This window comes from Elizabethkingia argenteiflava (assembly GCF_009904105.1).
GTDB classification, from domain to species: Bacteria; Bacteroidota; Bacteroidia; order Flavobacteriales; family Weeksellaceae; genus Elizabethkingia; species Elizabethkingia argenteiflava.
In genome coordinates this window covers 52,797-67,072 of record NZ_JAAABJ010000509.1, presented here as the reverse complement: position 1 = coordinate 67,072, position 14,276 = coordinate 52,797, and the positions used below count along the sequence as shown (strand labels likewise).

Below are 14,276 nucleotides of genomic sequence, written 5' to 3'. Positions count from 1 at the left end.
TTCACAATATATTTTTATGAAAATAGCAATAGGTATAGGACTGCTTATGATGATCTTTTGTACCACCGATTTTGAAAACTTGACGTGGTACCATAATATCCGTATTTCGGATTGTGAAAATGATCCCGATCATGCGGATAATATCAGAGTTTCCATAGGCATGAGCCCACAAGTTTTTTATGTATCCAAAAAACGGGTGGATTATCCTTTACTTTTAAAGATGCTTAACCTGAGTTTTAAAGAAGGCAAAAAGTTAAACCTGGGTATTGAAAATAAGACCCATCAGATTCAGCAGATCAATGATGTGCAGGCGTGGATGAATATTTATCTCCCGGATAGTGAAGCCGCTACATCCGCATTTTATACCATAGAAAACCATAGCTCTGGGGTTATCTTGTTAGAAGAAGGTTTTATTATTCAAAAAAGAACAGATTCCGGGTGGATCAAAATTTCCCTCAAGAATGCGAACTCCCCAAAATCTGTAAAGTATAAACTTGGGCCGGGACGATCTCAGCGGTTTCCTTATCCAGATGCGGAATATCCAAAAGAGGCCGGACTTTATAGAATACTGAAAAAAGGTTGGTTAGCGAGGGGAGAAGCCCCCTTTATTTTAACCGCAGAATTTAGCCGATCCTAATCGCTTCATCTTCCAAAGCTAATAGGATGAAAAGCGATTCAGCAGATTTTTATCCGGAAGCCTGTAAAGTGATTGTCTATTGAAATGAAGTAGGAAAAATATATTTAGGGAAGTAGGCTGGCATATAGCTACTAAATAGTATTTTTGATAAAAAAATACGATGCTGTATCCATTGCGTTATTTCCCGCTTTTATGCTGTTTGTTTTATTGCACTCCCAAAGCGCAGCAAAGTCATAATGAAAGGCTGGAAACTGTTTTTAGTTTCCCAAAAAAAATGAAAGAAATATCTGGTATTCAGTTGTCATTGGATGGAAATTTTCTATATACACATGAAGATCACGGAAACGAAAACGAAATCTATGTATTCAATCTGAAGGGCGAGCTGCTCAGGAAGGTCCGCATAGATGGAGCCGTGAATAAGGATTGGGAAGATATTTCTCAGGATAAGCAGGGATTTACCTATATTGGTGATTTTGGTAATAATGATAACCTCCGGGAAAATCTCGCCATTTATAAAGTTAAAATCGACGCTGCAGATCATACACCTGTTTTACAGACTACCACATTTTATTATCCCGAACAAACGGGTTTCCCGCCCCGAAAGAAAGAGCTGTTTTACGACTGTGAAGCTTTTTTTGAACATCGAGGCTTCTTTTATCTATTTACCAAAAATAGAAGCAAAGGTTTTGATAGTACTTCACTCATCTACAAAATACCCAATAAACCGGGGTATTATAAGGCAGAGCTCTTGGGGAAATTGAAACCGGGGGGTAATTTTGATGAGGCTGCCATTACCGGAGCCGATATTAGCCCCGATGGTAAGACCGTGGCGCTGATCACCCATCAAAATGTTCTTTTGTTGGAAGATTATCAGGGGGATGATTTTGTGCATGCCAAAATCAGAAAAATCGATTTGGAACATACCTCTCAAAAGGAGGGCATCTGCTTTAAGGGTAATCATCAGCTGTTGATTGCCGATGAAAGAGCTTCCAAAATAGGAGGATTCCTGTACCAACTTTGTTTGAACTAAAATTTTATTAAGGGCAAAAATAAAGTAGAATCATCGTAGGAACTTTTTTTCCCTGCTAAACAAATTAATAGACCTATAAAAATTTAGAATTTACGCCTTTTTAATATATTTCTGATCACAAAAAAGCTTTGATGTTGCTTTTATATCAGTTTATGGACTCTTTTTTAGTCTCTAAAAAGATGTGTCGTCCAATACTTGATAAGGATCAATAATATTACTCATTATAAACGTTTTACTGTAATGACCCCCTCTTGATATCATCTATCAGTACATATAAATTTAGATACTGACATGGCTATTTTCTGCACAACCACCAAATATCATAACACTCCAGTTTCTTTATCTGCTGCTATCATGTACATATGGGCATTGTTCATCATTCTGAAGATTCTGTCTAGTCGTGTTTCACCTTCATGATATCCGGGATAATCTCTCCAGTCTCTTTATTCTTCTAAGGTTCCGTATTTATTTCCTGGTGTTTTTTGCTTGGGATTTTCATCATCTCCATCCCCCGATAGATTCCATCCGTATCCGGCAATACCATTTCCGCCTCCGCTGGTGTAGACCATGTTAATTTGGGGAGCTACGCTTTTTATACCTGGAGGTAGTGCTATGGCAAGGCTATAGTTGAGTTGTCCATTTACATCGACTTCTATAGTCCCCTGGGTATCTTGAAAAGGAATATTGCCGAGTGTACCCCTGGGATTGTTGTTTCCAGCATGGGAATCGGTGGGGCCGCCCCCAGATACCTGTGTGGCAGGACCTATTTTGGCGATAAAAGTTTGCACTTTAGCGGCGGAAGCTTTAAAGTTGTCTGTCAAGATCACAGTATTGGGATCTTGTACAGTTCGGGAAGAGGTTTCTTCCTGATCGAGAATAGCCTGTCCTGTCCCCCAAAAGGGTAAGGTTATAAATAGAAAAGTGTATAAGCTTTTCATAAATTTATTCTTTTGTTCAGCCATTTGGAATGTTTTTCTTTTTTCCAAAGGCAAATACGGTAAGCGTGTTCATGAGATCCATTATCAGTCTTTTTACCCATAGGTGAAAAGATTTTTACTGAGTTTAATGTTGTGGTCTCTAGTGTCTGATCATAAGTTCTTAAAGAAGAACAGGTATGAGCGGCAGTAAGAATTTTATCGTCGGGCATATTTTTTCGACTGTTGTGCCAAGCCATAGGCGCCTGGGTACCCCGGTGGGTTTTCATCATAACTAAAATAAAGTGCCGATTGGGCATACCCAAGATATACTGTGGAGGATACTAGAAGGGATGTCAATAGTTTTTTCATGGCTTTTGATGTTCTAAATTGTGGATACGCTGTTCTAATTTTTCTAAATGTTGCTCAAGTGTCGCTGTAACTTTAGTCTGCTTTTTCATTTGCTTATTCTGTTCAATAGTATACAGCGTAAGTTCTTCAATTTTTTGAAGGAGCTTAATCTGGAAACTGCCCACGTCCACCCCCTTTTGTTGCATTTCTTTGGCGGAAGCAATTTCCGGAAGTTGCTTTCGCTCCAGGATATGTTTCTCCACTTTTTCTAAGTCGGGGAGTAAATAGTTGTTTTCAAAAACAAAATCGGCTGTAGGGGAGGAGGTGACCCTAATTTCTTTGGCTTCCAGTTTATTGGCAATGGACATGTTTCCGTAGAAGTTATCCCATTTGGTATCGGTATAGAACACCAACCATTGGGTTGGTATATGTACCTATAAAAAGCCTTTCCAATACGTTTTTTGATCCAAACCCTCCAAAGAGGCAGAAGTGTTTTCATCGAAGAAGTAATATCCTCTGGCCCAACCTCCTGTATTCGAATGGTTGGCAGAAATGGCAACTCCATAGACTGGAGCCTTATAATCAAAACGAATTTTACCCTGTATATCTAAGGGAGCTGCAGGGGTGGTCGTTTGTATGCCCACCTGTCCCTTTGTGTTGGTTAAAACAAGAGATCTCCATGCTTCCCATGGGCCTTTATGAAAGCCTGTTCTGTAAAAAATACCCCCATTGTTAAAATTGAGTTGGTGATTTTTATCTCCCGAATTATCAATCCATGGTGCGAGAGTGAGCATGCCGTAATAAAAGCCCTCTCCAGGAGCTCCTACAGCATTCCTAGCCTTAAACTCTGCCCGTATTTCACGTCTGTAGTGTAGGGGGAGGATATTGGTCTCTCGGGTGTCTGCGAAACTAATTCCAGGCGCTAGTTGTCCGAAGAAGATTTCGGGCAAGAGAAAAGTTAATAAGAGGGGTGGGTATCGAAAAAAGAAGATGTTGGCAATTGGTTTTTATTACATAGTATACGCTAATATAATGAAAAATAAAATACTATTATAACAATATCATTAAAAAAAATAAGTTTGTAATAATAATTTTAAAATCTGAATCCTAAACCTGCAGAAAGCCGGCCTCCATCGCTACCTTGAAAATAGGTAACCCGTGCGGAAAAGGCTTCTAAGATACTGAGCCAGATACCGCCGCCTACAGACTGGTGCCACCTTCTGGAATATTCGTGATCCAGCCATATCCGTCCATAATCATAACCTAGTAGCATCCCGAAATTCACCGGCATGATGCTGTTTTTTAGGCGACCAAAATTCCAGCGAAGATCACTGCTTTGAAAGATGGAAGAACGGCCCATAAACCTATTGTTTCTGAAGGATCTGAGGTTATCATTACCTCCTAAGTCGGCTCCCTGAAAAAAATCGTAATGCGAATTGTTGATGTATTTTACCTGTATTCTGCTGGCCAGTACGAAACGCCCTGCAGCATCGATGCGATGGGTAAGGTTTAGACGTGCAGAATAAGTCATAAAATTTCGATGTGGGTCTTCTAGGTTCATTTTCCATGCGGCGGAGGCCTCAAAACCGAATCCCATAGTGGGAAAAGCGGGATGATCGCTGTGATCGTAGCTCAGGCGATATTGAGCTCCCCAAAACCGCTGACTGTTAAAGACTTTGGCAGGGATAAGTGCAGACTGGGTAATAAATCGGTTTGGGGTATACTGCACCCTATAATCTTCATAACTCAATTCCAATGCTTGGGTTATGCCCGAGAAACTTTTTTTAGAGAGCGAAGTTTGTATTTGGAGTTGTTGTATCCTCACCCGATTGTAGTTTTTACCGAGTTCTTTCTCTGGATTGGGGGTATGGTTACCGAAGCCAAAGTAATTTTGTGAAAAATTGGGGGTGGCAAATCGGGTATTTAGATGTAGGGCCCAGGCTCCGATTGCATCTGGAAAAACCCCCTCGTACATCAGTTCTATACCCTGGGTAGCAAAAGCATAATAAGTTTTGAATCGTTGTTGCGAGGTAAACGGATTCTGGTGAAAGCCATTGTGAGTATAGCTGGTAGAAGCACCAGTTTTAATTCCATCATCTGGATTGTAATCCATTTGTGGATAAGCCATCCAGAAATTGTATTGGGGCTTTTTATAGTGGTAGGTATTGACTTGGTAATCGTCTTTTATATTTCGCTTTACCGAGCCTTTAATCGCATAGGTATTATTCAGGGATTTAAAATCATATAGGCTGATGTTTTTTCCGTCTTCTATACGGTAGGTGTCGTGGTCTGGTCCGCCGATCAATCTTATTTTTATCCCAGTATTTCCTTTTCCCGATACTTCAAACACATCATCACCATCTAGTCCATATACCCATATTTCTTTGGTTTTATCTGGGGAGTATAACCTTTGAAAGATCAACTGATCGCCTCCTTTTTTAATGCGGTATTGGGAGAGGAGTATTTTATTTTTTTCTTTTCGGATTACAAATCTGTCCTCCTTGTCCGTTCCGGCCAGTACCACAGTTTTTTCTAAAAACCGGTGATAGGCTTTGGCATATTGGTTTATTTTATTTCTTCTTATTTTTAGTTTTTGTTGAATGTCTTTTAAGGTAGCGTCTTGCACTTCTGGTGGCAGATGATCAAAAGCGTGTTCTATGGCTTCGTCGGTGAGCTGTTGCTGGATGTATTTTGCTTCTTTTTGCCAGTCTTCTTGGGTAGCGGTTTTTAGTAAAGCCAAGTCCAGAGGATAGGGTTCTCTGTTAAACCATTTAATATTTCGTATCTTTTCTTTAAAGCTCTGCATATGGCGTAGTGGGGGCATTTGCATAATGATTTTCAGTAGAATACCATCGTATTTACTGAAGGCTTGGTCACGATCTTTAGGAATGGGTTTGTACGAGATGCTATCGCCTCTTTTGTACTCTGCCCACCGCCACTGATCGGCGTGTCTGTCCCAGTCGCCTAAAAGCATATCGAAAAGGCGTGCTCGGATGTAGCTTTGGATGTCTACCCTATATTTTTCGGATTTTCGCAGGTTTTTCATCATTTGCTCCGTATTGAGTGTCTGGGTGGCACCTCCGAGAAGTTTCAGATCTTCGGGGCTACCCGAGAAGCGCTCTTCCATCATATACAATTCGTCTCCATAGTTTTTGTTGAAGCTTTCTAGTTTTTTTTGCTTTGGAATATAGTATAGAAGCGGGTTAGCGTGATAAATATTGATTTTTTCTGAAAGATTACCTATTCCAAAAGGAGTATAGGGGTGAGCCGTGGTATAAAAATCGAATAGAAATTTCTCGGTAAAACTACCTTCTAACTCACTACCGAAGGTCTCATTTTTAAAAGCTACAGCATTGAGAAAGCGTATGGCGCTTTTCTTAATGCCCCGCATGGCATATTCCTGTTGGTTGTCTGCGATTAAACGTAGGGAATTGGACTGATTGCCGCCGCCTGCACGAACAGGGCTAAGCCCTCCTTTAAGGCTGTCTAAGCGGCCAGTTTTTGCTTGTATAGGCAGGCTGTAATATTTTCTATAATGTTTTCCCCAGAGCCAGGTATAGACTTTGGATTTTTTAGTTAAAGCAGCAGGATATACGGAAGTCTTAATACTATCTGGAAAATTTTCGGTTTTATTTCCCCCAAGTAAAGATCTAGACGGGTCCAATACCTTAATCCTAGTCAATAGTTTTTCGGTAGAACCTTCTGTACTGTAGTAGGCCACATCTGCTCCGCCATTTTGATGGAGGGATAAAATGGCATAACCATAGCCTCCAAAGCTAAAATCATTAGAAGCGGCTGCTTTGGCAGCTTCTTTTTTAGAACCCGCGCCGCTGATAATCTGTCGGATGTTTTTTTCTTCCAGATATTGGAGGCTATGTTCGTGTCCCGAGACAAAGATGAGGTTGGTGTTATTTTGTACCATGCTCTTAATGCGCTTTACAAAGGCGGTATAAGCTTTGTTATTCAGGTCCTGTGCACTGAAGCCAGAGGCAGAACGCAAAATATTGATGAAAGAACCCATCAGTGGAAGGGGAAATTTATGGCCAAAGGGATATAGATGGTTTTTCCATCCGTAATAACCCGCATGGGATCCTCTGCTGATCAGGGGATGATGCAGGGCCACTACAAGGGTTTTTTGTTGGTTTTTATTGAGGATATCTTTTAAAGTTTCGAAAAAATTTTCACGGCTTTTAACAGAGCAGTCGGCATTGATGTGTGGGTGTAAATTCCAGTTTTGTAAATACCATTCACTGTCGATAGCGATCAGGCCCAGGTCGTTTCCCATTTTGAGCTGCTCAATAGGGCAGCCTTTCCGAGGGAGGAAGGATTTTTTATCCTGGGTATAGTCTTTAACGGCTTTTTCTTGTGCCTGTAGCCCGCTAATCCCCCATTTCCAGTCATGATTTCCTGGAATGAAAATCGTGTTGCCCTTAAAATTTTTTGATATTTTTAAGGGGGTTTCCAATTTCATTTTGGCCTCATCATAGGTCATCTCCTTTTTAGAGGGAAGGCTTCGAGGGTTGATATTATCTCCCAGGAAGAGTAAGGTGGAAGCGTCACCTGCATGCTTGAGTCGCTTTTGTAATAAGTTTAGGTTGTGCTCACTTCGAGCTTCCTCGGCATTGCCGGTGCCACCTATAAGAAAAAATTGGTGGAGCACATGTGAGGAATCTATAGGAGAGGTTTCGGACAAATTTTTTCCTTTTTGTATGCCATAGGAGGCACAGGACTGCAGGGCCATGCACATCATGAAAAGGCTTAAAAAATAGAGGTGTGTATTTTTTGGAATATAAACTTTGAAATGCATAATTTTACGTACCAAATCTAACAAAATGACTTTAATCCAAAAAGCAGGTTCTTTTATTCTGGACTTGTTCAAAGATAAGTTATCTTCTGCATTTCTTTACCATAATTATCAGCATACCTATGAGGTTGTAAACCACGCACGAATGCTCGCAAAGATGGAAAATGTAAATGAGAGAGAGACTGAAATATTATTAACGGCGTGTTGGTTTCACGATAGTGGCTATCTGGAAGACACCCATAGACATGAGGAGAAAAGTTGTGAGATCGCTGAGGCTTTTTTAAGCGCTGAAGGTATGGAGGATGATTTTATTGCCCGGGTGAAAGCGCTGATTATGGTGACAAAATTATGCACGCCACCACAGGGTATATTGGAGAAAATTATTTGTGATGCGGATTGTAGTCATTTGGCCAGTGAAGATTACTTTACTTATTCTGAGCGGTTAAGAAAGGAATGGAAGATGACCCAAAACAAAGATTTGGGTAAAAGAGATTGGGCATTGGAGAATAGGGAATTTTTTATAAGCCATCAGTTTAATACCGATTATGCTAAGAAAAACTGGAATCCCCTAAAAGAAAAAAACCTTTATAAAATTGAGCGCGTGATACAGCAAGAGGAAACAGAAAAGGAAAAAAAGAACCTAGGTTCTAAAGAATTCAAGAAAAAAGGCGTAAAATCCGATCGTAGTATAGATACTATGTTTCGCATTACGCTTAATAATCATACGAGACTTAGTGATATTGCAGATAGTAAAGCCAATATTTTACTTTCCGTAAACGCTATTATCATCTCGATAGCTTTATCTACTTTACTCCCCAAATTGGATGCCCCTAAAAATGCACATTTGGTATGGCCTACCTTTATTTTGCTTTTTTTTAGCGTCATTACAATTGTATTTGCGATATTATCTACCAAACCTAAGGTCACCAGCGGAGATTTTACCCAACAGGATCTACAGGATCACAAGGTGAATTTATTATTCTTTGGTAATTTCTATAAAATGCCTTTGGAGCATTATCAATTTTTGGTAAAGGAGATGATGCAAGATCGGGATTATCTTTATGATGCTATGATCCGCGATTTATATTACCTGGGTGTCGTACTTAATCGCAAATACCGTTTGTTGAGCATCACCTATAAAATTTTTATGTTGGGTATCATAACTTCTGTCATCGCCTTTGTGATTGCTTTTTGGACGATCTAGATAAGATCCTTAGTATATAAAGCTTGCTCTTAGAGCTTTTAATCCGTTTACGCCGGGGAGTTCTTCGATCTCTAAAATTTCAATCAGCGAAGCGACATAGCCTTTTCTTTGGAGTTTTTGTAAGTAGGTATAGTATTCTTTTTCATCCTCTTGTGAAGAATATACAATGCATATTTTTCCAGGTTGTGTAATTCTTTCTGTGCTATTGCTGACATAGGCTTTATCGATGCGTTTTTTTATGACTTCATAGCGAGAATTATAAACGCCATCTACATCGAAGCGTTTTTCGTGCATGCGAAAACGTATGGATAAGGGCATATTAAAAACCAGTACCAGGGAATGAATATTGAGAGGGTAGGGTAAGCTGTGTTTTAGAGATTGATGGGAGCGTTCTATTTCACATATGGTTTCCAATTGCCAATATCTAAGGTGTTTTAGATTTTTTTTTGAAAATTTTTTCGTAGGGCAAATAGACTGGCCAATGTAGATGTTGTGTTCTACTCCATCTGTTTTTAAAAGTTCAAAATAATGAGGAAAGATACGTTGGGCCTCAGCTTCTCTTTTTTCTAAAATATTGGCAAAATTTTGGTTAATGGCGCTTACCGTCTCATCAAAGTCTTTCCTCCGCTTATAGATCCCCCGCCCGTTAGGATCGAGTAGACGGAAATAATTTTTGATTTCGGGATGCCTGTTCTGCTCTATATGGGGGTGGGCTTCATTGGAAATAAAATGTAGTACCCGCTGTTCGGTATCTGTTTTTAAGCCAGCTTCCACTTCTTCGATAAGAATTCTGAGGGCAAATATTATTTTTTTTCCTTCGTTTTTATTTTCTTTTATATTTTCAGCAATAGAGAGAAGCCTATGCAGTTGTTCCAGGAGATCTTCTTGTTGGGCTTTATTCCTTATATAGGAAGAGTCTTTAATATCGCTTTGCCCAAACAGAGGATAGACCTGTTTGAAGGCTACTTCTTTAGGGCTGTATTCTTCATGGCGAAAACTACTAAAAAAAGCTTTTTGTGCTTCTTCTCTAAATTTCCATGCTACACTAGGGTGCAGGGCCGTGTATTCCCGCTGAATAATAGCATCTAATTTATTTTGCCATTCATAGTGAAAGCGGCTGATGGTAAAGAGAAGAAAGGGGATGATAAAATCTAATTTCTTTACTTTAAGACTGTTAAAAGCTCCTTTGATACCAGAAGACATCTCTAGAATGGCCAATAGCTTCTTCTCTTTTACTACGGGAATCAGCACGAAGCTCTTCACATGGTTATTCAGAAAATATTCCGTGAGGTGGGTGTAGCCCATATGGCGGATATATTGATGTACATCGGAGATGACAATAGGTTTGTTGCTATGGGCTAAGGCCTCGTATGCTTCTTTACCTATGGTATTAGCATCCATTTTTTCATAGAGGTATTCCAAAACGGAGCTAGAGAAAAAAGCGCGGTTATTCTCCAGTTTTTCAAGCCTATGTTGTTCCTGATTAAAAAACATAAAACCTGTTTTCAGATCTGGAATTTCGAAGTAAGAACTGAAGATAGGCTCAAGGCTTGTATCTAAGGTTCCGGTTTCAGGATCTATGCTTAGAAGATTCGATTTCAGTTCGGAAAGAGAAAAATCTGAGGTCACGTCGGTTAAGCTCACCACAAAAAAACCTTTGAGAATCCAGCTATCGGATGGAAATTTTTCTCGCCATAAATCGATATTATCATAGTTGTCCAAGAGTAAATCTATTTCCTGTTCGTTCAATAGATAGGCTTTGTCTGTAGGGATGGTTTCGGTAAAATCGGCATTAATGGAAAGTCGATAATGCCGGATGAAACCTCTTTTATCGGGAATATCAAAATACAGAGGGGATGAGACTTTAATTTCGCGTTTAAAATAAGAATGGATAATAACGACACAGTTGAGTATATAGAAATAATCATCGTCGATATTCCGGATTTTAATTTCAAAACTCTTACCAGCTTCCTTGAGTAATTTTTTAAAACGTTCAGTATAATTAAAAGTGATGTTGAAAAAGGGTATACTAACGGCTTTTATTTCGGAATAGGTTAAGGCTTCTGGAAATAAATCGCTGAGGATGGAGTGGAGGAGTTCTTCATGTTTAGAGATGATCTCCGGATCTTCAAATCCGGTTCTCAGTTCTGGAATTCTATCTGCTTTCTCCAGAAGAACCCTTACATAGTCACGGCGATAAGGTTCCGGATGGTGATCCCGAATATTCTCAAGCACTTCAAAATACTTATGAAATGCAATGCGGAGTATAAAAGGTGATTTTCTGGTCTGGAACATTTCGTACAAATTTAATCAATAATAAAGAATTTAACGCTAAGACTGTCGTGGCTAAACTAAATAAAGTATAGCCTATGACATAAAGGGATGCTTGGATATTCTAAAATACAAAAGCCCCCAAATTTTGGGGGCTTTTTATACTAAAATTTGTTTTTATACAGTTCTGAACTGGGCACTAAAAAAATCCGGATAGACCCCTAAAGCAATGATGAACAAAATGATGACAACAGCTAAAATACTATAGGTGAGGCTAACTTTCTCACTGGTTTTAAAAGTACATTCATTAAAGAAAAACATAGCGATAATAGGTCTTAAGTAGTAAACTATACTTAAGGCAGAACCCAGAATGGCAATAAATACCAGTAATGCCGCGTTATTCATCGCTTGGCTAAATAAGCTGAATTTTCCCATAAAACCTGCAGTAAGAGGAATACCTGCCATAGATAATAAGGAGACACTGGCAACGATGGCTAACAGAGGCTCTGCTTTAGCCAATCCTTTAAAAGCGTTGTAGGATAAATCTCTTTTTACTTTTTCTACCCATAGTAGGCTTAGAAATACACCTACGGTGGCTATGGAGTAGGAGAGGAGGTAGAAAGCCATTTTTTCTACAGAATATTCATTGATGCCAAAAAAGATAAGGGAGATGTATCCTGCATGTGAAACACTTGAATAAGCCAGCATACGTTTCATATTGGTTTGCACCAAACCCATACAATTGGCTAATAATAGTGTGATGATGCTAAAGCTACCCAAAATATTTATCCAATTGCTGTAGCCGCCCATAAAGGTGATGACCATTAAGTTGAACAATGCCCCAAAAGCAGCGATCTTAACAACCGTTGCCATAAAGAGGGTAATCAATGTTGGTGCCCCTTGGTAGACATCCGGACTCCACATATGGAAGGGGGCTAAAGAAGCTTTAAAAGCCATGGCACAGAGCATCAGAATAAATCCGAGGATGAACATGGGATTGTTCGAAAACATTAAACTGTATTGCAGAATTTCCTGAATATCAAAACTCCCCGTACTTCCAAAGATCATCGCGATCCCGAAGAGCAGGAAACCCGTAGCAAAAGCGCCGGTTAAAAAATACTTCATAGAAGCCTCAATGGAACGCAGATCTGTTTTACTGGTACCGGCCATAACATATAAAGGAATGGATAGAAGTTCAATACCTAAAAATAAAGTAACCAGATTTCTAAAGCCGAATAAGATAATCCCCCCACATAGGGATAAAAGCATTAATGCATACAATTCGGATTGGTGGCTCCTGTGATTGTTGAGCGCAAATCCCCCTAAGAAAAAGATGAATAAGGTAATAAGAATGGCTATCTGACTGAGCAATATAGCTGTATCATCATACCGATACATATTGCTATATTTTAGGAAAAAATTACCATCAGGCATATAGCTTACCGACAAAGCGACTAAAAGACCTAAAATCCCAATGTACCTAGAGAACTTGCTTTGGTTAAAAACACCCGCAAAAAGTGCACAAACTGCTGTTATGAAAATTATAATAAATACTGTCATTTTCCTTTCAATTAATTTATTCTATTCATCGATATGAAGATAAACTCCAAAGAACTACGCACCATCTCGAAGATACTGTTGGGGAATAGACCCAGAAGTATAACAAATACTCCCAGGGAGGCTAATACCGAGAATTCTACCCCGTTCAGATCCTTACTATTAGCCATGACCATCTTATCTCCTTCTCCAAACATAGCCTTTCCATACATCCTGAGCATATATACGGCACAGAGTATAATGGTAAGACCAGCGATAACAACCGCGGTGGTATTATAGTCGAAAATCGATTTTAATAGGATAAATTCACCGATAAATCCATTGGTTAAAGGAACAGCCATGGCTCCGAATACAATAATCAAAAATAGTATGGCAAATGTAGGGGCTACTTTAGCCAGTCCACCCATTTGTCTAATATCTCTTGTTTTGAATCTCCTATATAAAATATCGGCACAATAGAATAAACCTACGACATTAATTCCGTGTGCGAAGCATTGTACCATGGCCCCTTCTGCACCCTCGGTAGAGAATTCTTTATTGAGGGTTAGGAGAGTCGATGCGAAAATTCCGGCTACGATAAGCCCCACGTGAGAGAGGGAAGAATAGGTGATAATTCTTTTGATATCGTTTTTAACAATGGAGATTAAGGCGCCATATACCACCCCGATCAGCGCAAAGGTCAGCACGATTTTTCCCGAAAGTCCTATAATAGCTGCAGGAGTAATCGGGAGGAGATATCTTACCAATCCAAATACCGCCATTTTTAACATAATACCAGAGAGAAGCATGCTTCCTTCGGTAGGGGCATAGGTATAAGTATCCGGTTGCCAAGTATGAAAAGGGAATAGGGGTAATTTTACCGCAAAGGCTGCAAAAATAAGCCAAAACACTAAAATTTGTTGAGGGGTATTCAAATCAGCATGGTACAGGTCAAGAAGAGCAAAGGATGCCGCGTGTGTATAGGCATAGATTAAACCCCCGAGCATCAGGAGTGAACCTACGAAAGTATAGACAAAAAACTTAGTGGTAAAGCGAATTTTCTGATCTTCTTGACCCCATATTCCACATATAAACCAGATGGGGATTAGTGTGATTTCCCAAAAAGCGTAAAACAATAATCCATCCAGGGAAGTAAAAACCCCTATTAAGCCAAACTGCATCAATAGAACAAGTCCGTAGAATGTATTTTTATAACGAACGGACTGGCTAAAGGATGACAGGGTAATGATAGCCGTTAGGATAGTGGTTAAAAGAATAAATAACATGGATAAACCATCAATTCCCAAGTGTAGAGAAGTTTTCAGGAAAGAAGATTCTGGAGTAATGATCTGATATTGTAATTGTGGATCGTTAACCGTAGGTATAAAATCGAGCCCAGAGAGGATAAAAAAAGATAAAGCCATCTCGAGTAAGGCGATAATAAGGGCTAAATATTTAGCCATGGGGCTTTTCCATGCGAAAACCAGAGCAGCTCCGATCACTGGTATTAGTAATAATGCTAATAACAT

The 14,276-nt window shown here is 39.5% G+C and carries 11 protein-coding genes; 3 read left to right on the top strand and 8 right to left on the bottom strand.

Annotation, left to right across the window (positions count from 1 at the left end):
• Nucleotides 1-16 precede the first annotated feature (16 nt).
• Nucleotides 17-637 (top strand): immunoglobulin-like domain-containing protein, encoded by a 621-nt coding sequence (locus GNY06_RS07265; protein ID WP_166519453.1) that lies wholly within the window; start codon nucleotides 17-19, stop codon nucleotides 635-637.
• Between the two features lie 274 nt (nucleotides 638-911).
• Nucleotides 912-1,667, top strand: coding sequence for a hypothetical protein (locus GNY06_RS07260; protein WP_244614383.1), 756 nt, complete (start codon nucleotides 912-914; stop codon nucleotides 1,665-1,667).
• 443 nt (nucleotides 1,668-2,110) lie between these two features.
• Here the strand turns inward: GNY06_RS07260 and GNY06_RS07255 are convergent, their stop codons facing one another.
• The 5 genes from GNY06_RS07255 to GNY06_RS07235 form a co-directional block, all read right to left on the bottom strand.
• Nucleotides 2,111-2,605, bottom strand: coding sequence for a SpvB/TcaC N-terminal domain-containing protein (locus tag GNY06_RS07255; protein WP_166519451.1), 495 nt, complete (start codon nucleotides 2,603-2,605; stop codon nucleotides 2,111-2,113).
• Complete coding sequence (locus GNY06_RS07250; protein ID WP_166519450.1) at nucleotides 2,602-2,874, bottom strand: hypothetical protein; 273 nt, start codon at nucleotides 2,872-2,874, stop codon at nucleotides 2,602-2,604. Before GNY06_RS07250 ends, GNY06_RS07255 begins: the two co-directional genes overlap by 4 nt.
• 75 nt (nucleotides 2,875-2,949) lie before the next feature.
• Entirely contained in the window at nucleotides 2,950-3,342 is a 393-nt protein-coding gene (locus GNY06_RS07245) for an ERCC4 domain-containing protein (RefSeq protein ID WP_244614382.1), read from the bottom strand.
• Between the two features lie 24 nt (nucleotides 3,343-3,366).
• Nucleotides 3,367-3,882, bottom strand: coding sequence for a hypothetical protein (locus GNY06_RS07240; RefSeq protein WP_166519449.1), 516 nt, complete (start codon nucleotides 3,880-3,882; stop codon nucleotides 3,367-3,369).
• A gap of 143 nt (nucleotides 3,883-4,025) precedes the next feature.
• Nucleotides 4,026-7,739 carry a metallophosphoesterase gene (locus tag GNY06_RS07235; protein ID WP_166519448.1) on the bottom strand — a complete coding sequence of 1,238 codons (3,714 nt, stop codon included), beginning with the start codon at nucleotides 7,737-7,739 and terminating at the stop codon, nucleotides 4,026-4,028.
• 25 nt (nucleotides 7,740-7,764) lie between these two features.
• Between GNY06_RS07235 and GNY06_RS07230 the strand changes: the two genes are divergently transcribed.
• Complete coding sequence (locus GNY06_RS07230) at nucleotides 7,765-8,940, top strand: Pycsar system effector family protein (RefSeq protein ID WP_166519447.1); 1,176 nt, start codon at nucleotides 7,765-7,767, stop codon at nucleotides 8,938-8,940.
• A 9-nt stretch (nucleotides 8,941-8,949) separates the two neighbouring features.
• Here GNY06_RS07230 and GNY06_RS07225 read toward each other — a convergent pair whose 3' ends face one another.
• From GNY06_RS07225 to GNY06_RS07215, 3 genes are all read right to left on the bottom strand, one after another.
• A complete protein-coding gene (locus GNY06_RS07225; RefSeq protein ID WP_166519446.1) occupies nucleotides 8,950-11,235 on the bottom strand; it encodes a GAF domain-containing protein in 2,286 nt (761 codons plus the stop codon).
• A gap of 153 nt (nucleotides 11,236-11,388) precedes the next feature.
• Nucleotides 11,389-12,771, bottom strand: coding sequence for an NADH-quinone oxidoreductase subunit N (locus GNY06_RS07220; RefSeq protein ID WP_166519445.1), 1,383 nt, complete (start codon nucleotides 12,769-12,771; stop codon nucleotides 11,389-11,391).
• 11 nt (nucleotides 12,772-12,782) lie between these two features.
• Nucleotides 12,783-14,276: a complex I subunit 4 family protein gene (locus GNY06_RS07215; protein WP_166519444.1), complete on the bottom strand. Its 1,494-nt coding sequence runs from the start codon at nucleotides 14,274-14,276 to the stop codon at nucleotides 12,783-12,785.

Bases quoted from the DNA above. Each gene is read 5' to 3' on its own strand.
- GNY06_RS07265 (WP_166519453.1), top strand. From the start codon at position 17: ATGAAAATAGCAATAGGTATAGGACTGCTTATGATGATCTTTTGTACC.
- GNY06_RS07225 (WP_166519446.1), bottom strand. From the start codon at position 11,235: ATGTTCCAGACCAGAAAATCACCTTTTATACTCCGCATTGCATTTCAT.
- GNY06_RS07250 (WP_166519450.1), bottom strand. From the start codon at position 2,874: ATGATGAAAACCCACCGGGGTACCCAGGCGCCTATGGCTTGGCACAAC.
- GNY06_RS07215 (WP_166519444.1), bottom strand. From the start codon at position 14,276: ATGTTATTAGCATTATTACTAATACCAGTGATCGGAGCTGCTCTGGTT.
- GNY06_RS07260 (WP_244614383.1), top strand. From the start codon at position 912: ATGAAAGAAATATCTGGTATTCAGTTGTCATTGGATGGAAATTTTCTA.
- GNY06_RS07220 (WP_166519445.1), bottom strand. From the start codon at position 12,771: ATGACAGTATTTATTATAATTTTCATAACAGCAGTTTGTGCACTTTTT.
- GNY06_RS07255 (WP_166519451.1), bottom strand. From the start codon at position 2,605: ATGAAAAGCTTATACACTTTTCTATTTATAACCTTACCCTTTTGGGGG.
- GNY06_RS07230 (WP_166519447.1), top strand. From the start codon at position 7,765: ATGACTTTAATCCAAAAAGCAGGTTCTTTTATTCTGGACTTGTTCAAA.
- GNY06_RS07235 (WP_166519448.1), bottom strand. From the start codon at position 7,739: ATGCATTTCAAAGTTTATATTCCAAAAAATACACACCTCTATTTTTTA.